Below are 23,922 nucleotides of genomic sequence, written 5' to 3'. Positions count from 1 at the left end.
GTAGGCGTAAAGCTTACCCTTTTTATTTTGTTAAATAGGAGTGGAAAATGTACGCAATTACTTTAAAAATCGGCGGGACTAAAAAAGAATTTTCGAAGGATTTTATTAACGTTGAAGATAATCTCTTAGCGGTAGAACATCAAGTGCGACAAACAGCATTATTTGAAAACGAAAAAGATGTAGTGAATCCTAAAAAACACCGCCAAGTTAACGAAGCTTACTTGCAAATGTTTGTAGATATGTATGCCGGTCAATTTACAGTCACTGATTTAAAACAGGCGAATGTTGAGGTGCTTGAGGTTTTAAATGATCTTTATATCGATGCACTAGGTGGTAAAAAAGAAAATGAAGAGGGTGACGAAAAAAAGGAATAACCCCGCAAGAAGCTAGAGAAAATTTGCTTTTATGGGTACAAAACTTAATGAACAACGGCTATACCATTTTGGATATTAAGAAAATGCGTATATCTGACATTGAGTTGATGGTTGAAGCTATGGAAGTCAAAAACACTACCAAAGAAAAAGTAGTTGAAACGACACTTGATAAAGCATTTCCATTTTTGTTTAGCTAGAAAGGAGGATAAATGTCTAGCAATATAGGTGATTTAGTTGCAACCGCAACATTGGATATTGCCCCTTTTATAAGCAATACCAAGAACCTAAAGACACATATGAAAAGCTTGGACAACTCCTTGAGGGCTGTTGAGAAAAGCTATAAAGGCAGTGGGAACAAGCTAAATGGCTTGAGAGCTATTTATAACCAAACTGGGCGATCTTTGACCGGTTATCAGTCATTGTTATCTAAACAGACAGCGCATTATAACAAACTAAAAGCAGATATCGGCGATGTCAATAAAGCTACTGCCGAACAAAAGTCTCAATTACTTGGGGCTCAGTCAGCGATGACCGCGACAGCATCTAAAGTGGCGGAATTACAAAGCAAATACAATAGCTTAGGCAAAGAAATTGCTGTCCAATCTAGTATATTTACGAGGGTTGGTGACAAGCTGCAATCGGTCGGTGGGAAATTACAAACGGTTGGTGATAGTGCCCAATCAGTCGGGCGTAGTTTTACCAGGGGTTTAACAACCCCGATGGTAGCTGGTGCGGGCTTAGCTATTAAAGCGGCCGTTGATTATGAGTCGGCTTTTGCGGGAGTTAGAAAAACGGTAGACGCGTCAGAAGCTGGTTATCGTAAGTTATCTGATGGTATCCGTCAAATGGCGAAGGAAATGCCAGCAAGCGCTGCCGAAATCGCTCATGTCGCTGAAACAGCTGGTCAGTTAGGTATAAAGCAAAATGACATCTTAGCTTTTACCAAAACCATGATTGACATGGGGGAGTCAACCAACCTATCTGCTGACGAAGCAGCAACATCCATCGCCAAAATCGGTAATATCCTTGGATTGACGTCGGCTGAATACTCACGTTTTGGCTCATCTGTTGTAGCCTTAGGTAATAATTTTGCCACTACCGAAAAAGATGTTGTCGAAATGTCTAACCGTTTGGCGGCATCAGGTAAGCTTGCAGGTTTGACAGCACCAGAAATTTTAGGCTTGGCAACCGCAATGAGTAGTGTTGGGATCGAGGCCGAGGCTGGTGGAACAGCCATGAGTCAAACCCTCACGCAAATCGGTCAAGCTGTAGATACTGGTGGCGACAAACTTAATAAACTTGCTGAAATTGCGGGGATGACCGCTGAACAATTTTCGGCCAAGTGGAAAGAAAAACCTATTGAGGCGGTAGAAGCCTTTATTAAAGGACTCGGAAACCTCGGAAACGAGGGTGAAAGTGCCTCAAGCGTTTTAGACGAATTGGGTATGTCAGGTATCAGACAGTCCAACATGCTTAAATCATTAGGGTTGGCTTCTGACAAAGTTTCTGATGCTGTTAAAACGTCATCGGAAGCGTGGAAAGAAAATAGCGCATTGACCGACGAAGCGTCAAAACGCTACGAAACAACACAATCAAAATTAAAAATCCTCAAAAATAAGGCGACTGATGTCGCTATTGAATTAGGTGGTCCACTTGCCGATGCGTTGACAGATGTTTTGGAAGCTGGGGAACCTTTAATTGAGAATATCGCTGACTTAGCTAAACAATTTAGCTCGCTTGATAAAGAGCAACAACAACAAATCATCAAGTGGGGGTTGATCGCAGCGGGAATTGGTCCTGCTTTATCCATTTTTGGCAAAGCTACTAGCGTTATTGGTGGAACAATAGGTGCTTTTGGTAAGTTGAGTTCTGGGATTGGAAAAATCTCAGGAATGACAAATGCTGCAACAACCATAGGCGACATTGGGGCATCTGCAGAAGGTGCAGCTGGTGGTGCAGGTTTGTTAGGCGGAAAATTATCAGGAGTAGCGGCCGCTATTATGTCGCCAGTTGGATTGGTAGCTGGTGCAGCATTACTTGCGGGAGGTCTAGTTGCTCTAGGAAAAGCCAAAGATCATGCAAGGGAAAAAGCTGAAGAATGGGGGACTACTCTAGACGGTAAAACGAAAACCGAATTAAATAATTTTAAATCAAAAGTCGATGAAACAAATACAGCTATTGTTAACTTTGATTCAAAAGGTACGCCGGCGGTCGAAAACGTCAAAAAAGCTTTTGCTGATCTTTTTGCTGAAATTGAGAAATCGCAAGTGAGTGCTAATAGTCGCCTTGAAGAGTTGGGCAAAAAACTGGGTTTGACAGACGAGCAAATCCAAAAAGGCAAAGACCGCAATCAACAAATCGTAGACAATGCCAGAGAAATGACGGACCAAATCAAAACTATTTATGATAAACATAATGGTGATGTTTCGCAGTTGACGGCAGCTGAAAAAGCGATTGTGGAAAATAACCAACGTGAATTAGTCAACGCTAAATTATCTTTGATGGACTTGTCCAACAAACAGGAGATGGCTGTCAGACAAGCGTTTAGCAATGACATCTCAACGCTAAATGAGACTCAACTCAAAAAGACGATGTCGGCTCTTGAAAAAGCGATGACTGCTGAACGAAAAGCCTATAAGCAAAAAAATGCTGATTTAAAAGAAGCGTTAGAAGCTGGAATGATCACCCAAGAAGAGTATAACGCAAGAAAAACTCAAAATGAATCAGAGCATCAAGCGACAATGGATGCACTTGGTGAGAAATATGCTAAAGCTGCAGAAGCTCGTGACGCAAAAGCTAGGGCGCGTTTACGTGATAATACGACTAACTATCAGGTCAACGCCGAAAAAGCGAAGAAGTTTTTGCAAGATGTTGGTTTATCATACGATGAGTTAGCCAATAAAGTTGACGCGGCTGCTAAAAAAGGTGGCAAAGGAACTGAGTTGTTAGCACAAAGCACTGCTAACATGACTAAAGAAACCAAAGAAGCCAATGCCCTTTGGTCATCGTTAACTTTTGACGAAAAGAAAATGGAAGTTAAGTCAAATGCCATCGAAGAAGTCATCAAGGCATCTCAATCTGAAGAAGGTTGGAATCAATTGATGTTTATGATGAAAGAGGCAAACTTAAGCACAAACGCTCGGATGCAAGTTGCAGAAGCTTTGCAGGCTAATGGCGATTGGAATGACATGACACCAGAAGAGAAGAAATTGGTGGTCAATGGTCAGGAAGGTATGTTAGCTATCCTTGAAAGCAAGAAACACCTTGAAACTTGGAATAGCATGCCAGAAGAAGTAAAAAATCTTTTGGGTGAAAATAAAGACTTTACCTCCAAAGCTGAGACTGCCAAAGCGATGTTAGATCACTGGAACAGCCTTAGCCCTGAAATGAAAAAGCTTTATGCTGAAAACTTAACACAGGGTGGGGTTGCAGCTGCTAAATGGGAAATCGATACACTCAAGAATAAAAATGTTTTACTTGGCGCAACAGATAACACACTAGAGCCAACGACAACGGCTAAAGCAAATGTTGATAGTGTAAAGCAAGTGTACGGTCCCGTCCAAATCAATGCAGAAGATAAGACCTCCGAAGCTAGTACATCAGCACAGTCAAATGTTAATTTACCTCATCAATTAAAACCAATTGACATGTTCGGTGCGGACAAAACAATGGCTGCGGTTGCTCTAACTAGTAAGTCGGTTAATAGTCCAAAGCAAAAGAGCCCTATTGGCATGTTTGGTGCAAATAAAACAGGTCCTGCTGTCAATTCGGCGAAATCATCTGTTAATAGTGTAAAAGATAAAACGGTAACTATTAGAGCTAACGACCAAGCTTCTGGAGTTATCAAAGGTATCAAAGGTTGGGTTGATAGCTTAAAAGACAAGTGGGTAAATATTTTTACTCGTCACACCAAAAACGAAAAAGGAACTAATTACCACCCCGGCGGACTAGCCATGGTCAACGACCAAAAAGGTCCAACTTATCGAGAGTTAGTTACCTTACCATCCGGACAAAGCTTTATCCCAGAGGGTCGTGATGTTATGCTTCCATTGCCTAGAGGATCTAAAGTCCTTAGAGCAAGTGAGACTAAAAAATTATTCCCGCGCTATGCTGATGGTATTGGATTTGAAAACACTAATATTTCCAAACTCGCCCAAAGAATGGGGACTGTTAATTCTGGCGTAATCGTAGAGCAACAAGCTAATCAAGATAATGATTTACGGAGATTGATCTTTGAGTTAGTCGATGCTATTAAAAGCTCAAATAATGACAAAACAATTGCTCAAGCGCTAGATATAGCTGAGCAAGCTGTTGAGAGACCTGTTAATTTGTACTTACAAGATGGCGCTTGGATGGGGCGTGTTGCTGATAGGTTGTCAAAACATCAGAGTAGCAAAGCTCTAATTAATAATCGATTGAGAGGAGAAATATAGTTGAGATTTTTTTATGACGGTATTGATATGTCAAAGTTTTTTAGGATATCGAGAGTTGAGAGGTCAATCAGTAACGATCGGTACTTTAACGTCTTTGATCAACCTAAAATCGGTGCGTTAGTTAGCGATGTGCGAACGGGTCCCAAAATTATAAAGGTTTACATTGAGCCGTTGGAAGTCAGTAATGTCTTGACAGAGTCCTTAAAACATGAGTTGGCGGGTGTTTTAAACGTAAGCGAGCCGAAGCGTATGCAATTTGGGGACGAGCCGGATAAATATTATCTCGGCTTAGTGCAAGGCGAGGTATCGACGGAAAAAGTAGCAAGATGGTATCAACGTGCCGTTATTACTTTTTTTATCCCCGACGGTGTCGCCCACAGCTCAACTTACAAGCGTGTGGTTGATTACACGCAAGAGGGAAAAGCCTTAACTTTTGCCATCGAAAACAACGGGAACGTAGACGCATATCCTATCATTAATATCAAAAACAATGAGGAAGCTGGTTATTTTGGCGTTGTTAATCAAAACGGCCTTTTGGAAATTGGTAATGCCAAGGAACAAGACACAGAGGAATTTAAAGCAACAGAATACCTGATAGATTTTAAATCTAACGCTAGCGTACCCTTTACTAAAAATGTTGGCATTTTTAATGATAATGCTTGGGCATTGACTGGTGATGTTGGTTTTTTAAATCGTAGCGGACGAACGTTTACTGAGATGACGCAAATTAATAACAAAAATGGACAAAACGGGAGTTCTCTCACGTTTACTATCCCAGCGGATTCTAATGGTGAGATCGGCTCCCTTTTTGATTACTTACGTTGGCGACAAAGCTTTGAGATGGTCCCTGACGCACAGGGGATTTTTAAAATCTCGGTCACAGACGATCAGGATGAGTTTTTATACGGCATACAGACTGTTAAGTACGCTAACGGTTGGGGCGCTTATTACGATGTGCTAGCTCGTAACGACGAGGGGGCATCAACGGTTGTTAAACGGTTTAATTTTAAGGCAAATAATAAAATTGGCGATAACCCCTTAAACTTATTACGCGGAAACTCGGATTTAAGACGTGTTGATGATAAACTGACTGCTTATTGGGATACCAAATATTATGATTTTTTTATCCCAGGAATAAAAGGTAAAAAATCAAAAAAAATCCATTTTTTGTTTGGTAATTTTGGCAATAAAAAGTATCCGATGCGCAGTAATTACAATAATGGCTGTAATTATCTAGAGTGGTTTAGATATGCTAAAAACTTTGTGGTCAAAGAGCAGGATATTAAAAACAAATACCCCGCAGGTACTCAGATTATCATAAACAACGAGGATAACACGGTAAGAGTTGATGGTTTACCACAAGCAAATGATGTTGTCCATGGGTCAACCTTTTTAACAATTCCACCGGGCAAGTCGGAGTTGAAGTTATACATGTCAGACTGGATAACCAAAACGCCAACGGTAACCATCAATTTTGAGGAAAGGTGGCTATAATGCAACTAACGATACATGATGCCACTTTGCGCAAAGTGGCTTTTATTGATACCGAGCGCCAAGGAACGCTTAATTTTTATCAAGATAGATGGATTCGTGAGCTTGAGAGTAGCGGATCCATTTTTGAGTTTACTGTCTTTAAAAAAGATTTAAAGTACGACACGAGCACAGACAAAGCCTACCATCATATCAATGACAGGGCTTTTGTTAGCTTTACACATAACGATAAATCACACTTGATGACAGTCTATCAAACGGAAGAGACAGAGACCTACATCCGTGTCACTTGCCAAAGTCTTAACATGGAGTTGCTCAACGAGTATTGCGGTAAGTATAAGGCGGATAAAGCATACACCTTTAAAGAGTATTGCGATATGTGGGAAATCCTTAGCTTTTCCGCCTTAAGCATCGGCACCAACGAGGTTAAGGACAAACGTTTAACACTTGAGTGGGAAGGTGAGGACACCAAGCTTAAACGCCTATTATCCATCGCTAATAAATTTGGCGCTGAGATTGAGTTTGAAACAAAACTCAATTACGACTCTAGTTTAAATCAGTATACGCTTAACATTTATAAAGAGCATGATGATAATAATCATGGGGTTGGGCAACGACGGGCAGATGTTGTTTTAGAGTACGGCAAAAATATCGGCGGCATTAAACGTACTGTTGACAAATCAGAGATTGTCAACGCGATTAAGCCAAGCGGAAAAAAAGAAGTCACTGAAAAAACAGTGACAAAAATCCCTAAAACTCGCAAGGTCACCAAGAAAGTCAACGATGCTAAAAACGTCACTAAAAAATACACGCTTGGAGATTTGCGGTACGCAGGGCATACACTTAAATCATCCGTGGTGCAACAAATATTGGACTTATGTGTGCAGTATAAGATTTTACCATCAGGTGTTTTAGCACAAATTTACCTTGAGTCTTGGTGGGGTGCTTCTAACGTCTCTAAACGCGATAATAACTGGACTGGGTTAACTTGGACTGGATCAACCACGAGACCAAGCGGAATTAAAGTCACACGAGGGACTGCTCGCCCATCTAGCGAGGGTGGGCATTATATGCATTTTGCCAATGTGTCTGATTACATCAAAGATTACTTGTACCTGTTAGGCAAACAGGGGATTTATAAAGTATCAGGCGCAAACAATATCGACGCTTATACCAAAGGGCTTTTTAGAGTTGGTGGTGCCAAATATGATTATGCTGCCGCAGGTTATGGGCACTATGCGCCAATGATGCGCTCTATCCGTAATGGTGTCAATAATGCTAACGGTAAAGCCATGGATAAGATTGACCAGCTTTACCGAGATAGCGGTAAAACAGCTAGTGGAGCGCCAAAAACAACGATCACCAAACGAGCGACTAAAGTTGAGGGAGCACTTAAAAAAGTTGCCTCACTAAAGGGCAAACGTGTCGGTACTGGGCAATGTTACGCCTTGTCAGCATACTACGCTAATGTATTGGGCGGTCCAGGGCTTAATGGTGGTGTAACAGGCTTTAGGGGACGTATTGGAGCCGGTGTCCGCGCTAGTCACATCGGTACCGATTACGCCTGGTCTAATTACGGCTGGAAATCATTTGCGCCTACAAAAGTTGCAGATCTCAAAGCTGGGGCGATTGCCAATATCAAACCTAATGCTAGTGCACCAGCCATTATTACTGGGTATTATGGTCATACGGTTGTCATTAAATCCTTGAGTGGTGATAAGCTCACTGTCTACGAGCAAAACTATGCCAACCGTCAGTGGGTTGAGGAGCGCACTTATCCAGCTGGTGCTTATTTAAGAGCGGTACAAACGGTTTGTTACCCGCCCGAATTAGCACAAGGGTCGGTAGTTGGTGGCATCAAAACCACAACTAGCGACAGTGGCACAGTTACTGTCACCGAAAATTATTTTGAGGAAAAAGTCGAAGAAACTCAAAAGACAGTTGACCTGTTTATTAGTAATAGCAATAAACAAGAGTGGAAAAACGAGGCGGGTGAAGTTGAGTTTTACGTCAAAAACGGTCTGCTTTATGCCCCTTTATCCAAAGCGATGTATCCGTCTGTCTTGTCAGGTAGCGAAACGGATGACAACTGGATTAGACGTGACATTGAGGTAGATACCGACAAGGAATCTGTCTTGGTCGCAGAAGCTCTTAAAAAGCTAAAAGCTAATGCTTATCCCAAAATCACTTACGAGGTTGAGGGTGTCACTGACCTCGATTTGGGGGATACGGTCATGATCCGCGACACTGGTTTTGTGCCGACCTTGCTTTTAGAGGCAAGGGTTGTGCAACAAGAGCTGTCCTTTACTGATCCAAGTCAAAATAAAACGGTTTTTGCAAACTTTAAAGAGCTAGAAAGTGAAGTATCAGACGGTATCGTAGCGCAGCTAGAAATCATGCGGGAAAAAGCGACACCGTTTGAACTCATGCTCTCAACGTCACACGGTACTGCTTTTAAAAATAACGAGGGGGAATCATTGTTAACCGTCCAGCTATCCAAGGCTGGCAAGGTCTACGATGATGCCCTTATTTTTTATAAAGTTGATGACGATATTATCGGTAGCGGTAAGGATTTACTGGTACATGCCAATGACTTTGAAAAAGTCTGGAACATTACAGTAGAGGCTTATCTCGATAATGACATTGTGGCGAGTCGTCAAGTCACGTTTACGGACACTGTCGACGGCAAAACACAATATACCCACAAGGCTTACGCCAATAAAAATAACTCAGGTCAAATCGTTGATTTTTCCATTCTCGATCCAACAAACAGAGCCTATCTCGGGTTATACGTGGACTTTGAAGCTGTTGCAAGTACAGACCCTAATGCCTATAAATGGTCTTTGATTAAGGGTAAAGATGGTAGAGATGGCGCTGATGGTATTGCGGGTAAAGATGGCGTGGGGCTAAAGAGCACGGTTGTCACTTATGCCTTAAGCACAACGAGCGAGACGATACCGACCTCATGGACATCGACCGTACCAAGCTTAGTTAAGGGGCGTTTTTTATGGACCCGTACTATTTGGACTTACACCGATAATACCAGCGAGACAGGGTATCAATCTACTTACATCGCTAAAGATGGCAACAACGGTAATGATGGCCTACCTGGCAAAGATGGGGTCGGTATTAAGACGACAACCATCACTTACCAAGCTTCCACTGGCGGTACAACACCACCAACAGGCGCTTGGACAACGACAATACCCAGTGTCCCTAGTGGGCAATACTTATGGACCCGTACTATTTGGACTTACACTGATAATACCAGCGAGACAGGTTATACCGTGGCTCTTATGGGACCTAAAGGTGACAAGGGTGACCGTGGTGACCGTGGGGAACGTGGTTTGCAGGGCTTGCAAGGGGAAAAAGGTGATAAGGGTATCCAAGGTGAGAGAGGGGCAGATGGGAAATCAAGCTATACTCACATTGCTTATGCGGATAAATCGACCGATGTCTTTTTAGATGCGGTGCCAACCCTTGATAATCCATATCTTTATAATGGTGCGACTGGGACGAGTACAAAAATCAACGGTGGCTATAAGATAGCCATCAGTGGTGGAGGTCATCGCCAAAAGCACGTGTTGTCTTTTAATGGTACGACTGGTAAACGTGTTTATGTTTATCTAAAACTCAAAAACACCCATCCGACTAACGATTTAGTGGTTAGCTACAACGGTATCGGACCAACATTAAATAGTAATTTTAGCGAGGTTACTGTTAAACCAAATCAAACTTATGTTGATTTAAGACAGGGTGTTTGTCGCGATACTTATCCTTTTGTGCAAATTAATATCTTCTCGCCAATCGTCGCAAATGACTTATCGTACGAAATTTATGAGTATGCACTATACAATTCGATGCCATTTGTTAATTTTTCGACGGGTGCCAATCTCAACGCAGAGTACATCGGTATGTATACCGATACGACTGTAGATGATAGCACAGACCCAACAAAATACAATTGGTCATTAATCAAAGGTTTGGATGGTGCGCAAGGCATCCAGGGTCCAGCTGGTCCAAATGGTAAAACCCCTTATCTACACATCGCCTATGCAACCTCAGCCGATGGCAAACAAGGATTTTCCACGACTGACAGTATTAATAAGTTGTACATTGGTGCTTATACTGATTTTACACAAGCAGACTCAACAGACCCAACGAAGTATCGCTGGACCTTAATTAAAGGGGAAAAAGGCGATAAAGGAGACAGAGGTCCTCAAGGTATCCAAGGGCTACAAGGTCCAAAAGGTGAGCAAGGCATACCTGGCGTACCTGGTAAAGATGGTCGCACGCAATATACCCATATTGCTTACGCCGACACGGCAACGGGTGGTGGTTTTAGTCAGACGGATCAATCCAAAGCTTATATCGGCATGTACGTTGATTTTATTGCGACGGATAGCACCAATCCTAGTGCCTATAAATGGACAAAATGGCGAGGTGCTGACGGCAGGGACGGCGTACCTGGTAAAGCGGGTGTCGACGGGCGAACACCATACTTACACATCGCTTACGCTAATAGCGCCGATGGACGTACTGATTTTAGTCTCACTCAAACAGGCAACAAGCGCTATTTAGGCACGCTAACAGATTACACGCAAGCTGATAGTACCGACCCGACTAAATATCGTTGGGTTGATATGGTTGGTAGCGTTGAGGTTGGGGGAGTCAATCTTTTGCCTAATGCGGATTTTAGCAAACTGCTAACCTCATCAGAGCAGTTTACAGTGGCTGGTACGACATACACTAATAAATACATTATCGGATGGCAAAAACCATACAACGGTGGCATCCCAAATGCAGCTACTAACTATCACGCTTGGGTCAATGAGGCATTTTCCGATGATGGTCCAGTCGTGGAATTTAACGAGAGCAACGGTAGTCGAAACTGGAAGGCTATGAACGTTATTATCCCAAGTAAAGATTTAATGGTCGGCACTTATCATTTTTCCGCTGACCTTTATGCGACTGGTGCTGGTACTAAAATCTTTTTTGGATTTTATTACTTTAACAAAACTGGTGTGAGAAATTTTTACTCCGGTCAGACGACTATCATCGTTGATAAAGTGGGCAGTTGGGCTCGCTATGGCGGATCTATCAAGATCAATGATGATGTTGACTTGACTAAGGATATCGGGTTTTACATTTACAGTTATGGCTTTAGCACCAACTCGATTTTGTATCTCAAAAAACCAAAATTGGAAAAAGGGAACATTGGCACGGCTTTTAGCCTAAATCCAGCTGATATTGATGCCAAAATCGATAGTAAAGCCGACAGCGAACTAACCGCCGAACAACTCAACGCCCTCGCCGAACAAGCGGAAATCATGAAAGCGGATCTAGCCGCAAAAGCGAGTCTTGCAGCGCTTGATGAGTTGGTAGCTGCTTATCAAAAATTTGCCGAAGAAAACAAAGCGTTGCGACAAGAATCGGAAGAAGAATTCCGCCGACTTAGTCAACGGGTGGTGGCAGTCACTAATGACCTTAGAGACCAAGCTGAGCGATGGAACTTTTTGGACAACTATTTTACCGTTGCCGAAGAAGGGCTTGTTTTTGGTAAAAAAGACTCGTCCAGTGCGATCAAGATTACCGACGACCGAATCTCAATGTTTTCTTCGGGAGAAGAAGTCATGCATATTACCCAAGGCGTGTTAGAGATTAAACACGGTATCTTTTCGGTGAGTGTACAAATTGGAGATTTTCGCGAGGAACAACACCCAGTAAACAAGGCCATGAATGTAATGAGGTATGTAGGACAAAATGGTTAATTTTTACTCAAATAGTGACCGTGGCTACTCGCTAGTCCTAGAGGTCACGCAAACAGGACAAAATAAAGGCGCTAACCAATCGACGGTTAGGTCACGCTTGCTTTTGCGCAACACGTATACCACCTTTGCGCAGTACACCGTCACAGGAAGCATGGTCATTAATGGCACTACGCATAGCTATAACGCTCGACCGGCCATGTTATCTAACAACTCAACAATTACATTGTTAGATAAAACGCAAACGGTCACGCATGATTCCAATGGTGCTAAAACGATTAATGTCAGTGCCTCAATCAGAGGTTCTGGTGGTTACTCTCCAGGCAGTTTATCAACGGGGACTAAGAGCTTTAGGCTAACGGATATCCCCAGATCTAGTACCGTACAGATTAGCAACGCCATTATTGGCAGTAGCGCTACGATTACGATTAACGCTAGCGATAGTAGCTTTACGCATAATCTAAGATATGGTTTTGGCTCTTTATCAGGCTATATTGCAAGAGGTGTCAAAGGCTCAACCACTTGGGCTATCCCGATGGACTTTGCCAACCAATTACCTAACGCTACGTCTGGTGGTGCGACGATTTGGTGTGAGACCTACTCAGGCTCAACTAAAATTAGTGAGAGCCGTCGGGATTTTGTAATCAGTGTCCCTGAGAGTATCAAGCCAAGTTTATCAGGGTTTGATGTAATGGAGACGTTTAGCCCTGTTAAAGCACTCAATTTAGGCGCCAATCAGTTTGTCCAAATTTTATCTAATCCGCAAGTCGGATTTAGTGGCGCTAGTGGTATTTTTGGGTCGTCTATCACAGGGTATAAAGCGGAGATTGTCGGCAAAAGTCAATCCACCAACCAAAACGGCGGGACACTTGGAACAATGCCTTTTGACGGTCAAGTCACCATCAGAGCTAGCGTCACTGATAGCCGAGGACGTACGAGCAATCCCGTTGATAAAACGGTAACGGTGTTGCCGTATCATCCGCCGGTATTAAACTTTACGGCGGTACGTAAACCCCAAAATAAGACAAACTTAATTGTCACCCGTAATGCTAAAATCGCACCTTTAACAGTCGGCGGTGTGCAAAAAAACAAGATGACGCTGACTTTTAAAACAGCGCCACTAGGGTCAACAAGTTTTACGACTAACTACAGCAACGCCTCAGGCACTTACACAAGTACGTCTAGTCTTATTAATTTGTCAGCGGATCTATCAGGCACGTTTGCGACAACCAGCTCGTTTGATGTTTTAGGCATCTTAGAGGACGCCTTTACTAAGACAGAGTTTAAAGTGACCGTGGGAACCGAGGGCTATGTCTTTAGCTACGATAGATATGGTATGGGCGTGATGAAAGCTCGGGAGCGAGGAGCGCTTGATGTTAATGGCGACGCTTATGTCAGCGGTAATATTTACGCTGATGGCAAACCAATACAGCAACATCAGTTAACGCAACATAGCGGTCAAGCCTTGCAGGCTAGTGGTGATTGGAATAACTATACTCAAACAGGTTTTTACATGGGCCATAGTATGGCAAATATCCCAAGTGGAACTCACCCGTGGAAGTTTGTGCAAGTCATGCACCACAATGCCAATTACGTAACGCAGATGGCTTATGACTTTTCTGGGAGTTTTTTAGCTTATCGGGTTAAGTATAACGGTACTTGGCAAGAGTGGAAGAAGTTAGCAACAATCGATGACATCAATGCTGCAGATTTTGTTAAAGCAAACCACCAGAATCTCATTAATACGGGGTGGAAACATGTTGGTAACAGCTTTTACTATAAACGCGTTGGTGACGTGGTTTATCTAAAATATGACTTTACGACAGTTGGCACCAAACGTTTTGTGGCGGGAACACTACCGTCTGAATTAGTCCCAAGCGAAATGATGTTTATGCAAACGTCTTGGACGTTAGACCAGTACCCTATCACTATCCAAGTTGGGAGTGACGGTAAGGTTGAGTGGATTAATAACAAAGGTTACGCCTATCGCTATGCCGGTCAAATCTCATGGGCCATTTAAAAAAAGGAGACAAAAATGAAGCTAGAATTTGGCAGTAAGTCGCTGGCTTACGATTCAGGCGGTCACGCATCCGCCACAAAAGTTATTTTGACAAATGCGGAAGGGGCAGTTGTGCCTGTTAATCTATCCGCCGAAAGCATTGACTTGAGTAATACAGAGCTACTTGAGTCAGCACTTGAGGCAATTTACGAGGAAAATTTCCCACAGCGGGCGGAAAACGAGAAGTTTAACACGCTTGGCGAAAAGATTGCTAAGTTTGACGACATGATGGAAAAAATGCAGGAAGCTATCAAAGAGTCACAACGAGCAAATGAAGAAAATCATGAATTAGTTAAGACAGTCTCGCTAACCATCAACGAAGTGTTAGCGATAGTTTATAGCGAAGAAGAAACCGAGGAGGCAGTCGATGAAGAGCCTACTCAAGAAAATTAAAGGAGGAATCGCAATGATGGTAAACTTTTTTGTAATGCAAATTGAACAAGGGTGGATTACGGTTGAGGATGTGCCAAAACGTTGGCGCGAAAAAGTCCGTGCACTCGTCGAATTAGCTGGAATTGAAGGAGATGAAGATGACCGTTGATATTGTCCAAATTGCTACCTTTGCGGGCGCTTTAGTGACGATTTGGACTTTAGTTAAACTGGTTGTGAGACCCTTTCAAAACGCTATCGCTAAAAACGATAGCACGATGAAATCACTACAAAACACTATCCAGACAATGACTTTTGAATTAAAAGAGTCACAACGTGATAGAGATAATATCCATAAAGTGCTGGATCGCCACGAGGAACGCATTGGCAAAAATGAAGATGCGATCATTGTTAATAATGAACGCATTGCAACACTTTTTAAAGGAAGGAAATGACATGGAAATCAATTGGAAACTACGACTTAAAAATAAAAACTTTTGGCTGTCAGCCATTCCAGCCGCCTTGCTGGTTGCTCAAGCTTTTGCGGCTATCTTTGGCTATACGTTGGAGGTCGATGATTTTGGCGCTAAGTTACTAGTTTTTGTCAATGCTGTATTTGCGCTACTAACCATTACAGGTATCGTTAATGACCCAACCACCACTGGCTTAAACGACAGCTCACGAGCAATGTCTTACCGCGAGCCTAAATAGAGGAGGTATTTATGACAACAGTAAATGAAGTCGTCAATTGGGCAAAAAACCTCGCCAATCAAGGCGGAGGCGTGGATTACGACCTCGCCTACGGCCGGCAGTGTGCCGACCTCCCCAACTGGATTTTAGGTAAGTTTTTTGGCAAGTCCATCTGGGGCAATGCCATTGACTTACTAACAAGCGCTAAACAGGCAGGCTATACCGTGATTAATGATGCCCCTGGGGTTAATCCTAAAGCGGGTGATTTATTTGTCATGCGTACCTATGCCCATCCATACGGGCATACTGGGCTTGTTATCGCAGATAGTGACGGTTATACGTTAAAAACCATCGAACAAAATGTCGATGGTAATGCCGATGCACTTGTCGTCGGTGGTCCTGCTCGCTATGTGACAAGACGCTTTAATCAAGCAGATGGTAAAGTCATCGGCTGGATTCGTCCACCGTATAGCAATGCGAGTGCACCAAAAGCATCTAGCGCTCCTGCTGGCAAGCTCAAAGACGAGCGAGCAACCTTTACAGTCAATGTATCGCTGTTAAATGTACGTGATAAACCAAGTGTTAAAGGCAAAATTGTAGCACAGTACGGCAAGGGCATGTCGCTTAACTATGACAGTGTCTACGTCGCTGACGGCTATATCTGGGTATCGTACGTCTCACGCACTGGAGCACGTCGCTATATCGCTTGCGGAGTTGCTCAAGGTAATCGCAATGTAGCGCCTTATGGCACGTTTAAATAAAATAGATTAATCGTAATTAAGACAACCCTCGCATTTGCGGGGGTATTTTTTTGTGGAAAAATAAAAAAAGTTTGCTAAAACTGTTGACAAGCCACCCAATGAGTGGTATTATATATGTGTAAGATAAATAAAACAAAAAACAAAGGAGAACTTACAATGAAAAACCAACTTATCGAACTGATTGAAACTTTTGGACTTACGGTTGAATTAAAAGACACTTGGAAAGGGGTCTCTAAACCATTACCTGCTATTGAATCGGATTGGATCGTTATCGATAATCTTGAAGATCCTGCAAAAAGCGAAAAAGAGGTAAACAATCTCTTGTTAAGTATCTTAGGAGCAATCAACGAACAAGGCGCTGAAAATTTGAAACATCAGATTGAAGTTAATTTAAAAGTCAATGAAAAAGCTGAAGGTCTTTATGTATATCCAATAACACACTATTACAATCAAGTCCCAAAAGTTAAACTGGTTGATCAGAACGAAATTTTAATTTTAGAGAAACCTGCTCCTACTTATACACATGCAAACGGAGCAACTTGGGAAAGTGAATTAGCGGCAGTGTTAAAGATAAAATAGGAGATGAAAATGAAATTTAACTTATTTAAGGCGCTATACGATGAAGCGTTGGAAGAGACAACATTGGAATATTACATCGCCGAACGGGGATGGGAAGACTGGATGGGTGACTATGACGCTCAGGAAGTAGCAGACATACTAACTAGCATCTATACGCTAGCAAACAGCCCACTCAAAGATAGTCGTAGCGCATCAAGGGCAGAATTCGGGAGAACGTATGATGTCCCTTTAAGGACTTTGGAAAACTGGGATTCAGAGGATCGCACACCGCCATCATACGTCAAGTTATTGCTTGATTTTGCACAATTCAATAATTAAAAAAACCCCTCAAAAAGGAGGGGTGTAAGATAAAGCGGCACAAAGGTGACCGCTTTATTTATTATAGCAAAAATTTTTAAAAAAATTGATAAAAACTGTTGACAAGCCACCCAATGAGTGGTATTATATATGTGTAAGATAAATAAAACAAAGGAGAACTTACAATGATTAAAGTAAACAACACAACTAGCAGCGATTTGGAAAACGTAGTAATTGACGGGCAACTTGTTTTAGCAAACTCAAAAGCCAAGAGAGCATGGGTCGCAGAAATCGTCGGAACACACCCAACTTACAAATTAGATCGCAAATTTATCGATGAAGATGACAATGGAGTAGGGTGGAAAGCTTGGGATTTGGAAGAAAACAAAATCTATTGCGTTTGTGAGACCAAAGACCAATACTTTGTAACTCTTAAAAATGGTGAACTCAACGAGTTAACAAAAAAAGAGGTAGAAGAAATTGTAAAGGGGTGAATGATATGTTCGTTGGAGTAAGTCAAAAATACGATTGGGCGTGGAAGATAGATGTCATCAAATTTCCTAACAGAATATCGGCTGAAACTTGGTTAGAAAAAGAGGAATATGATTTTAGAGAAAGATTTATATTCAATGACGAAGAAGAGGCCCTTGAACATTTAACTAAGCTAAAAGGTTTTAATTGGGCGAAAAACAGCCTAGAAGATGCAGACACAATGACTCTCCTCAAAAACGGAGAGTTTGAAATTGAATTTAGCGATAGCTACATCAACAAGCAAATGGGCTGGTGAGAGGTTTCCTCTCACTTTTTTTGAACTAATTTTACATTTCTTCAATTTTTTTTCCGAATAAATAGTTAGGAGGAAAAAATGAAAATCACTGAATTAAAAATGACAACACCAGAACTCTCACAATTAGGTTATGAACATTGGATCGATGTGACTTATCGCATTGACCGCAAAACATATCATCTAACAAAACTGCTAATCCACGACGCAGAAATAACGGATATGTCTAAAATCAAAAAGATGATTTTGTCCGATATGATGGAGCTACTTAGTCATGCTTACGAGGTGCTTAAATTAAACCGTGAGCGGATGAGGGAGAATTGGTGGTTGTTTTAAAATATTTTTCTAAAGTCGGATGTGCAACTTGACAAAATCGATATATATTAGATAATTATTGTGTAAGGAAGTATTTTTTAAACAGTAGAGGGGGGAGAAAAGTATGAACACTGATTTATATAAAGATTATGTCAATGCTTTAAGAAAAGAATATCCGTCGTTATCTCTCGAATCTACTATTGATGATATAGAAAAAACTATTGAAACATTTGGTATAACAGTTAAGTATTCAGACATGTCTCATATAAAGACAGATGAAGAAATAAGTGGTTACGTTCATGTTGTTGATGGAAAACCAGAAATTGTGATTAATGGATTGCAACCAAAAAGAAGACAAAGATTTACAATGGCACATGAATTAGGGCACGCTTTAATTCATTGGGAATGGTTGCCAGGCAAGAAATTGCCGTCTGATTTAGTAGAAATTTCATATAGAAGAGAATATTATTCCACTGATGTTATTCAAAGAGAAAATCAAGCTGATAATTTTGCAGCAGAATTTCTAGCACCTATTGACGATGTCGTTTCTTACATTGAATCTATACAAGAAGACACAATAGATAAAGAATTGCAAATTAGTTTAATTTCAGATAGATTTAACATTTCAAATGCATCGGCTTATTATCGTTGGGTAAAGGCGCAGAGGTTTTTGAATGGCTAGAGAGTTAGAAAGTTTAGCGAGAGAAATTTCAACTTCCGAGGATGAAAACTATCCTAGATTAGATAATAATGATTCGAATTATGATGTAAAACAACAAATAAGGGAATATGAAGGTTTTGATAATACTTTCGATGATTCTAAGTCCTTTAATGATCATATTTCTCATATGCGAGAAATTATAGAAAGCGAATACGAACAAAAGAAAAAATTCAGGAAAATAGCTACATACGGAGCTTTTGGACTTGTGATATATTCGATATGTTTTATTTCGTTCGTGTTTTGGTATCTAATTGTAAAAAAAGACTATACTCCCAGCGCTTCAGTTCTAATAGGTTTGTCTGTTAGTTTTGTGGCAAACATTATAGGGTTGGCAACTGTAGTTTTTAAATATGTGTTTAGTAGTACTAAAGAAACAACTGACTATATTAGCAATATGGGTAATAGAAAGTAAACAAGCTATTAAAAATTATAGCCTGTTTTTTTTTACGGCGAATTTTACTATCCTTGATTGAAATGTTAGTCGTCCTTCTTATCATCAGTGTGCTTATGCTTTTATTTGTGCCTAATTTAAGTAAACAAAAGGCAATTGTTGATGAGAAAGGGAAGGCGGCTGTCGTTAAGGTTGTGGAGAGTCAAATGGAATTGTATGAAATGAACAAAGATGTTAAACCCTCAATTCAACAATTAGTGAGCGATGGCTACATCACCCAAAAACAAGCAGATGCTTATGCTAAAACTAAACCTTAAGAAGGTTGGGGCTTTTACTTTGATAGAAGCTCTGATAACTTTATCAATAATCACCTTTTTAGCTTTAACGACTAGTGCTTCTCTTAACAGTATTTTTAATCAGGTACAAAACAAACTCTTCTTTATGGCATTTGAACAAGTTTATCGTGAAACGCAGCGCTTCAGTGCCAGTCAAGAGAAAGAAGCAGTCCTACGAATTGGCAGTAACTATGTGGAAAATCCATTGGGACACTATGCCATTCCTAGTGCTGTTGTTCCAGAAAAAGAGCAGGAGATCGTTTTTAATAAAGCTGGTGGTAATTCTTCTTTAGCTAAGGTTATCTTTAAAACGCCTGAGGAGCGTGTGACTTATCAACTATACTTAGGGAGTGGTCAATATCAAAAGAAAAAAGATTAGAGCCTATATTTTATGGGAAAGTTTGTTAGCGACAGCTATTTTAGCTAGTTTGGCAAGTCTTCTTTTGGGTCAACTAAATTATCACCAAAGGCAATTAAGCGATTTAGACAATCAAGCGCAAGCATTGTCTGTGGCGATTATGGCGGTGCAAACCCATCAACAACATTTGCAAAAGAATGGGCAGGACATCACTATTAGCCAGTTTGGTACTGAAACTGTTATTAAGTCTAAGGGAAAGGACATTTTTCGTGTTAAAAAGCTATCGCCTTAAGGCCTTCACATTGCTGGAATGCTTACTTGCCCTTGTAGTGTTGTCGGGATCGATTCAAGTCTATCAAGCTATGACTAAGGTCGTTTCAGCTCATATTCATGAAATCAGTCAGCCTAAAGATAAGGATTGGCTACTCTTTTGTCAGCAATTTCGCTCAGAATTAGCGAATTCTCAGTTGGTTAGGGTATCTGATAATAGACTAGTTGTTTTAAAAAATACTCAAACATTGGCTTTTGGAAAATCGAAAAAAGATGATTTTAGAAAAACAGGTAGCGATGGTCGAGGATTTCAACCCATGATCTACAAGGTGAAGTCCGCTCATTTTACCCAATTTGGCCAGACCATAAGTGTCCAAATGACTTTTGAAGATGGAAGGGTGCGTGAATTTCTTTATGCTTTTGAAAAAGCATCTTAAAGCAGGTGTTCTCTTGTACGCATTGTTGATGGCAGCTGTCTTATCTTTACTCTTGAACTTTTATACGGATCGTTTAAAAGCGGCTTATCGTATTCAAGCAACTCAGTTGGCATCCAGTCAATCCTATGTTTTAGCTGAATTGGCGAAGCCTATGGTCAAAGAACCGTCAGGAGAAATCCTTTTTGACAAAGGAAGGGTAGCTTATCAGTTTCGAAAGGATACTTTAGAGGTAACAGTGACTACTGGTCAGCAAGTATTTTCCTACCATTTTCTCCAAGAAACTCCCCCATTGTCGGCAGATAAACAGGAAGAAAAGACAAGGACAAAAACAGAAGAAAAAGCTCCTCAAGCAAGTTCAGATAGGAAGCCTGCACCTTTATAATATCACCGAAATTTGGTATGATAATCAAGTATCGGAGGATTTATGAATTTTGAAAAAATCGAATCAGCTTATCAGTTGATTTTGGAAAATACTCAGCTTATTGAAAATGAGATTAAGACTAATATTTACGATGCCTTGATTGAACAAAATGCCTTTTATTTAGGTGCTGAACATGCGCTGGAAAAAATTATTGAAAATAATCAGACTTTAAAATCCTTAGCTTTAACCAAGGAAGAATGGCGTCGTGCCTACCAGTTTATTTTTATCAAGGCTAGTCAAACAGAGCAGCTACAAGCTAATCATCAATTTACGCCAGATACGATTGGATTTTTAGTACTTTACCTTTTGGAAAATTTGACCAATCAAGCACATTTGGACGTTATTGAAATCGGTAGTGGAACAGGAAATTTGGCTCAAACATTGCTTAATAACAGTGATCGGGAGCTAGATTATCTGGGATTGGAGTTGGATGATTTGTTGATTGATTTGTCAGCTTCTATCGCAGAAATCATGGACTCAAACGTGCGCTTTGTTCAAGAGGATGCTGTTCGTCCGCAACTGTTGAAAGAAAGTGACGTCATTATCAGTGATTTGCCCGTCGGCTATTACCCTAATGATGCCATTGCTAAGCGCTATCAAGTCGCTTCGACTGATGAGCACACTTATGCTCACCATTTGTTGATGGAGCAATCTTTAAAATACCTGAAAAAAGATGGTTTGGCTATCCTTTTGGCACCAACCAATCTCTTAACGAGCGGTCAAAGTGATCTTTTGAAAAAGTGGTTGTCAGGCTATGCGGATGTTTTGGCAGTAATCACTTTGCCAGAAACGATGTTTGGTCATCCTGCTAATGCTAAGTCTTTGTTTGTTCTCCAAAAGCAGGCTGAGAGTAAGCCGGAGACTTTTGTTTACCACCTGTCCGATATTCAAAATCCAGAAGTTTTACAAGATTTTATGGCAAATTTGAAAATCTGGAAAGATGATAATGCCATTTAGGCGAAATTTTTGCTATAATGGTTAATGTATTACAGTAAACGATTTCAGAAGAGGTGACTTATGTCTAAAACAATTGCAATTAACGCTGGTAGTTCAAGTCTTAAATGGCAACTTTATAAGATGCCTGAAGAAAAAGTTCTTGCTGCGGGTATTATTGAACGTATCGGTTTGAAAGATTCAATCTCTACGGTAAAATTTGACGGTAAAAAAGAAAAAGACGTTCGTGATATTGTTGACCACGTTGAAGCTGTCAAAATACTTCTTAATAACTTAACAGAATTTGGTATCATTGCATCATTTGATGAGATTACTGGTGTCGGACACCGTGTGGTAGCTGGTGGAGAAATCTTCAAAGAATCAACCCTTATCGATGATAAAGTTTTGGCACAAATCGAGGACTTATCAGCTTTAGCACCTCTTCATAACCCAGCCAATGCAGCTGGTATCCGTGCTTTCAAAGAAATTTTACCAGATATTACAAGTGTAGCTGTATTTGATACAGCCTTCCACTCGACAATGCAAGAACCTACTTACTTGTATCCAATCCCACGTCAGTACTATACTGATTTGCAAGTTCGTAAATACGGTGCTCACGGCACAAGCCATCAGTATGTGGCGCAGGAAGCGGCTAAACAACTTGGTCGTCCACTTGATGAGTTAAAACTGATTACTGCTCACATCGGTAATGGTGTTTCTATCACTGCTAACTATCATGGTCAATCAGTTGATACCTCTATGGGATTCACACCGCTTGCCGGTCCAATGATGGGAACACGTTCTGGTGATATTGATCCAGCTATCATTCCTTACTTGGTTGAACATGCGGATGATTTAGAAGATGCAGCAGCTGTTATTAATATGCTTAACAAACAATCTGGTCTCGCTGGTGTGTCAGGCGTTTCAAGTGATATGCGTGATATTGAAGCTGGTATTCAAAATAAAGACAAGGGGGCGACTCTTGCCTACAACATGTTTATCGACCGTATCAAAAAATTCATCGGTCAATACATGGCAGTGTTGAATGGTGTTGATGTGATTGTCTTCACCGCTGGTATGGGTGAAAATGCCTACCTGATGCGTCAGGATGTGCTTGCTGGTTTGACATGGTTCGGTATTGAAGTGGATCCAGATAAGAATGTCTTCGGCTACTTTGGTGATATTACCACTCCAGAATCAAAAGTCAAAGTTCTGGTCATCCCAACTGATGAAGAGTTGATGATTGCGCGTGATGTGGAACGTTTGAAAAAATAAGATTTAATAGATGAAAGAGGACTCAGTGATTTCGATCATTGAGTCTTTTTTGGCTCATTGTCAACTGTAGTGGGTTGACTTATAACTAACACCGAGAGAGAATCAGATGGTTTCTCTCTTTTGTTGTGTTCAAAGCAAGATAAATCCGTTTTTTGAAGTTTTCATCGTCCTAAAGCCAAAAGTATTTCGCTTAATGACTTTAATAAGGTTGTTGGTCGCCTCTAGTTTGGCGTTGGAATAAGGTAGTTTCAGGGCATTGATAATCTTGTCTTTGTCTTTTAGAAAGGTTGAAAAGACGGTCTTAAATATAGGATGAACCTGTTTGATGGTATCAGAAATGAGATCAAAGAAGTGTTTCTCCTGCTTTTCTTGGAAATGAAAGAGAAGGCATTGGAAGAGGTCATAGTGGTGGCGTAGTTCATCAGAGTAGCCCAAAAGACGTTGCACAATCTCCTGATTGGTCAAGTGCATACGAAAAGTCGGGCGATAAAATCGTTTATCACTGAGTTTTCGACTGTCTTGTTGGATGAGTTTCCAGTAACGTTTTAAGGCCTTATATTCCTGAGATTGACGCTCAAATTGGTTCATGATTTGGATACGGAAACGGTTCATGGCGCGAGATAGGTTTTGAACAATGTGGAATCTATCGAGTACAATCTTCGCCTTAGGAAAGAGTGTCTTAGTGATGTCATAATAGGGGCTAAACATATCCATGGTGATGACTTTGACACGATTGCGCACCTTGTGAGAATACCGCATGAAATGATTTTTAATGACAGCTTGCGTCCGACCATCAAGGATAGCGATAATCTTGTTGGCATCGAAATCTTGGGCAATAAAGCTCATCTTTCCCTTCTTGAA

At 41.0% G+C, this 23,922-nt stretch carries 25 protein-coding genes and 1 pseudogene; 25 read left to right on the top strand and 1 reads right to left on the bottom strand.

Annotation, left to right across the window (positions count from 1 at the left end):
• Window positions 1-47 precede the first annotated feature (47 nt).
• The 25 genes from gpG to ABP870_RS05915 all read left to right on the top strand — a co-directional run bounded on the left by gpG (window position 48) and on the right by ABP870_RS05915 (window position 23,061).
• Complete coding sequence (gene gpG, locus ABP870_RS06035) at window positions 48-374, top strand: phage tail assembly chaperone G (protein ID WP_350014548.1); 327 nt, start codon at window positions 48-50, stop codon at window positions 372-374.
• A gap of 23 nt (window positions 375-397) precedes the next feature.
• Window positions 398-571 (top strand): hypothetical protein, encoded by a 174-nt coding sequence (locus ABP870_RS06030; protein ID WP_350014621.1) that lies wholly within the window; start codon window positions 398-400, stop codon window positions 569-571.
• A 12-nt stretch (window positions 572-583) separates the two neighbouring features.
• Entirely contained in the window at window positions 584-4,807 is a 4,224-nt protein-coding gene (locus tag ABP870_RS06025; protein ID WP_350014547.1) for a phage tail tape measure protein, read from the top strand.
• On the top strand, window positions 4,808-6,301 hold the full coding sequence (locus ABP870_RS06020; protein ID WP_350014546.1) for a distal tail protein Dit: 1,494 nt from the start codon (window positions 4,808-4,810) through the stop codon (window positions 6,299-6,301).
• Window positions 6,301-12,069, top strand: coding sequence for a phage tail spike protein (locus ABP870_RS06015; RefSeq protein WP_350014545.1), 5,769 nt, complete (start codon window positions 6,301-6,303; stop codon window positions 12,067-12,069). Before ABP870_RS06020 ends, ABP870_RS06015 begins: the two co-directional genes overlap by 1 nt.
• Window positions 12,062-14,086: a DUF859 family phage minor structural protein gene (locus ABP870_RS06010; RefSeq protein WP_350014544.1), complete on the top strand. Its 2,025-nt coding sequence runs from the start codon at window positions 12,062-12,064 to the stop codon at window positions 14,084-14,086. The genes ABP870_RS06015 and ABP870_RS06010 overlap by 8 nt, the downstream gene beginning before the upstream one ends.
• 15 nt (window positions 14,087-14,101) lie before the next feature.
• Window positions 14,102-14,518: a DUF1366 domain-containing protein gene (locus ABP870_RS06005; protein WP_350014543.1), complete on the top strand. Its 417-nt coding sequence runs from the start codon at window positions 14,102-14,104 to the stop codon at window positions 14,516-14,518.
• 13 nt (window positions 14,519-14,531) lie between these two features.
• A complete protein-coding gene (locus ABP870_RS06000; protein ID WP_350014542.1) occupies window positions 14,532-14,666 on the top strand; it encodes a hypothetical protein in 135 nt (44 codons plus the stop codon).
• Window positions 14,656-14,949, top strand: coding sequence for a hypothetical protein (locus tag ABP870_RS05995; RefSeq protein WP_350014541.1), 294 nt, complete (start codon window positions 14,656-14,658; stop codon window positions 14,947-14,949). Before ABP870_RS06000 ends, ABP870_RS05995 begins: the two co-directional genes overlap by 11 nt.
• Window position 14,950: 1 nt before the next feature.
• Complete coding sequence (locus tag ABP870_RS05990; RefSeq protein ID WP_062707836.1) at window positions 14,951-15,205, top strand: phage holin; 255 nt, start codon at window positions 14,951-14,953, stop codon at window positions 15,203-15,205.
• 11 nt (window positions 15,206-15,216) lie between these two features.
• Window positions 15,217-15,945: a CHAP domain-containing protein gene (locus ABP870_RS05985; RefSeq protein WP_350014540.1), complete on the top strand. Its 729-nt coding sequence runs from the start codon at window positions 15,217-15,219 to the stop codon at window positions 15,943-15,945.
• Window positions 15,946-16,101: 156 nt separating this feature from the next.
• Window positions 16,102-16,524, top strand: coding sequence for a hypothetical protein (locus ABP870_RS05980; protein WP_350014539.1), 423 nt, complete (start codon window positions 16,102-16,104; stop codon window positions 16,522-16,524).
• 9 nt (window positions 16,525-16,533) lie between these two features.
• Complete coding sequence (locus ABP870_RS05975) at window positions 16,534-16,842, top strand: hypothetical protein (protein ID WP_350014538.1); 309 nt, start codon at window positions 16,534-16,536, stop codon at window positions 16,840-16,842.
• A gap of 164 nt (window positions 16,843-17,006) precedes the next feature.
• Complete coding sequence (locus tag ABP870_RS05970; RefSeq protein ID WP_350014537.1) at window positions 17,007-17,315, top strand: hypothetical protein; 309 nt, start codon at window positions 17,007-17,009, stop codon at window positions 17,313-17,315.
• Between the two features lie 5 nt (window positions 17,316-17,320).
• On the top strand, window positions 17,321-17,608 hold the full coding sequence (locus tag ABP870_RS05965) for a hypothetical protein (RefSeq protein ID WP_350014536.1): 288 nt from the start codon (window positions 17,321-17,323) through the stop codon (window positions 17,606-17,608).
• Window positions 17,609-17,686: 78 nt separating this feature from the next.
• Window positions 17,687-17,941, top strand: a complete 255-nt coding sequence (locus ABP870_RS05960) for a DUF7720 family protein (RefSeq protein ID WP_350014535.1) — start codon at window positions 17,687-17,689, stop codon at window positions 17,939-17,941.
• 103 nt (window positions 17,942-18,044) lie between these two features.
• Window positions 18,045-18,602, top strand: a complete 558-nt coding sequence (locus ABP870_RS05955) for an ImmA/IrrE family metallo-endopeptidase (RefSeq protein WP_350014534.1) — start codon at window positions 18,045-18,047, stop codon at window positions 18,600-18,602.
• Window positions 18,595-19,053 (top strand): hypothetical protein, encoded by a 459-nt coding sequence (locus tag ABP870_RS05950; protein ID WP_350014532.1) that lies wholly within the window; start codon window positions 18,595-18,597, stop codon window positions 19,051-19,053. The genes ABP870_RS05955 and ABP870_RS05950 overlap by 8 nt, the downstream gene beginning before the upstream one ends.
• A gap of 62 nt (window positions 19,054-19,115) precedes the next feature.
• Window positions 19,116-19,349: a competence type IV pilus major pilin ComGC gene (gene comGC / locus ABP870_RS05945; protein WP_350014617.1), complete on the top strand. Its 234-nt coding sequence runs from the start codon at window positions 19,116-19,118 to the stop codon at window positions 19,347-19,349.
• Window positions 19,330-19,746, top strand: a complete 417-nt coding sequence (gene comGD / locus ABP870_RS05940) for a competence type IV pilus minor pilin ComGD (protein WP_350014531.1) — start codon at window positions 19,330-19,332, stop codon at window positions 19,744-19,746. The genes comGC and comGD overlap by 20 nt, the downstream gene beginning before the upstream one ends.
• Before the next feature lie 22 nt (window positions 19,747-19,768).
• A complete protein-coding gene (gene comGE, locus ABP870_RS05935; RefSeq protein WP_350014530.1) occupies window positions 19,769-20,017 on the top strand; it encodes a competence type IV pilus minor pilin ComGE in 249 nt (82 codons plus the stop codon).
• A complete protein-coding gene (gene comGF, locus ABP870_RS05930; protein WP_350014529.1) occupies window positions 19,995-20,432 on the top strand; it encodes a competence type IV pilus minor pilin ComGF in 438 nt (145 codons plus the stop codon). The genes comGE and comGF overlap by 23 nt, the downstream gene beginning before the upstream one ends.
• On the top strand, window positions 20,398-20,814 hold the full coding sequence (comGG, locus tag ABP870_RS05925; protein WP_350014528.1) for a competence type IV pilus minor pilin ComGG: 417 nt from the start codon (window positions 20,398-20,400) through the stop codon (window positions 20,812-20,814). Before comGF ends, comGG begins: the two co-directional genes overlap by 35 nt.
• A 42-nt stretch (window positions 20,815-20,856) precedes the next feature.
• Entirely contained in the window at window positions 20,857-21,810 is a 954-nt protein-coding gene (locus tag ABP870_RS05920) for a class I SAM-dependent methyltransferase (protein WP_350014527.1), read from the top strand.
• Between the two features lie 60 nt (window positions 21,811-21,870).
• Window positions 21,871-23,061 (top strand): acetate kinase, encoded by a 1,191-nt coding sequence (locus ABP870_RS05915; RefSeq protein WP_350014526.1) that lies wholly within the window; start codon window positions 21,871-21,873, stop codon window positions 23,059-23,061.
• Window positions 23,062-23,146: 85 nt separating this feature from the next.
• Here the strand turns inward: ABP870_RS05915 and ABP870_RS05910 are convergent.
• Window positions 23,147-23,922: pseudogene (locus ABP870_RS05910) on the bottom strand (ISL3 family transposase); the annotation flags it as partial.

Source organism: Streptococcus jiangjianxini, from assembly GCF_040225085.1.
In the GTDB taxonomy this organism is placed as follows: domain Bacteria; phylum Bacillota; class Bacilli; order Lactobacillales; family Streptococcaceae; genus Streptococcus; species Streptococcus jiangjianxini.
This window is presented reverse-complemented; position numbering and strand designations above follow the sequence as displayed.

Excerpts from the sequence above, each read along its gene's own strand:
- gpG (WP_350014548.1), top strand. The coding sequence starts at position 48 with ATGTACGCAATTACTTTAAAAATCGGCGGGACTAAAAAAGAATTTTCG.
- ABP870_RS06025 (WP_350014547.1), top strand. The coding sequence starts at position 584 with ATGTCTAGCAATATAGGTGATTTAGTTGCAACCGCAACATTGGATATT.
- ABP870_RS06015 (WP_350014545.1), top strand. The coding sequence starts at position 6,301 with ATGCAACTAACGATACATGATGCCACTTTGCGCAAAGTGGCTTTTATT.
- ABP870_RS06010 (WP_350014544.1), top strand. The coding sequence starts at position 12,062 with ATGGTTAATTTTTACTCAAATAGTGACCGTGGCTACTCGCTAGTCCTA.
- ABP870_RS06005 (WP_350014543.1), top strand. The coding sequence starts at position 14,102 with ATGAAGCTAGAATTTGGCAGTAAGTCGCTGGCTTACGATTCAGGCGGT.
- ABP870_RS06000 (WP_350014542.1), top strand. The coding sequence starts at position 14,532 with ATGATGGTAAACTTTTTTGTAATGCAAATTGAACAAGGGTGGATTACG.
- ABP870_RS05995 (WP_350014541.1), top strand. The coding sequence starts at position 14,656 with ATGACCGTTGATATTGTCCAAATTGCTACCTTTGCGGGCGCTTTAGTG.
- ABP870_RS05990 (WP_062707836.1), top strand. The coding sequence starts at position 14,951 with ATGGAAATCAATTGGAAACTACGACTTAAAAATAAAAACTTTTGGCTG.
- ABP870_RS05985 (WP_350014540.1), top strand. The coding sequence starts at position 15,217 with ATGACAACAGTAAATGAAGTCGTCAATTGGGCAAAAAACCTCGCCAAT.
- ABP870_RS05980 (WP_350014539.1), top strand. The coding sequence starts at position 16,102 with ATGAAAAACCAACTTATCGAACTGATTGAAACTTTTGGACTTACGGTT.
- ABP870_RS05975 (WP_350014538.1), top strand. The coding sequence starts at position 16,534 with ATGAAATTTAACTTATTTAAGGCGCTATACGATGAAGCGTTGGAAGAG.
- ABP870_RS05970 (WP_350014537.1), top strand. The coding sequence starts at position 17,007 with ATGATTAAAGTAAACAACACAACTAGCAGCGATTTGGAAAACGTAGTA.
- ABP870_RS05965 (WP_350014536.1), top strand. The coding sequence starts at position 17,321 with ATGTTCGTTGGAGTAAGTCAAAAATACGATTGGGCGTGGAAGATAGAT.
- ABP870_RS05960 (WP_350014535.1), top strand. The coding sequence starts at position 17,687 with ATGAAAATCACTGAATTAAAAATGACAACACCAGAACTCTCACAATTA.
- ABP870_RS05955 (WP_350014534.1), top strand. The coding sequence starts at position 18,045 with ATGAACACTGATTTATATAAAGATTATGTCAATGCTTTAAGAAAAGAA.
- ABP870_RS05950 (WP_350014532.1), top strand. The coding sequence starts at position 18,595 with ATGGCTAGAGAGTTAGAAAGTTTAGCGAGAGAAATTTCAACTTCCGAG.
- comGC (WP_350014617.1), top strand. The coding sequence starts at position 19,116 with ATGTTAGTCGTCCTTCTTATCATCAGTGTGCTTATGCTTTTATTTGTG.
- comGD (WP_350014531.1), top strand. The coding sequence starts at position 19,330 with ATGCTAAAACTAAACCTTAAGAAGGTTGGGGCTTTTACTTTGATAGAA.
- ABP870_RS05920 (WP_350014527.1), top strand. The coding sequence starts at position 20,857 with ATGAATTTTGAAAAAATCGAATCAGCTTATCAGTTGATTTTGGAAAAT.
- ABP870_RS05915 (WP_350014526.1), top strand. The coding sequence starts at position 21,871 with ATGTCTAAAACAATTGCAATTAACGCTGGTAGTTCAAGTCTTAAATGG.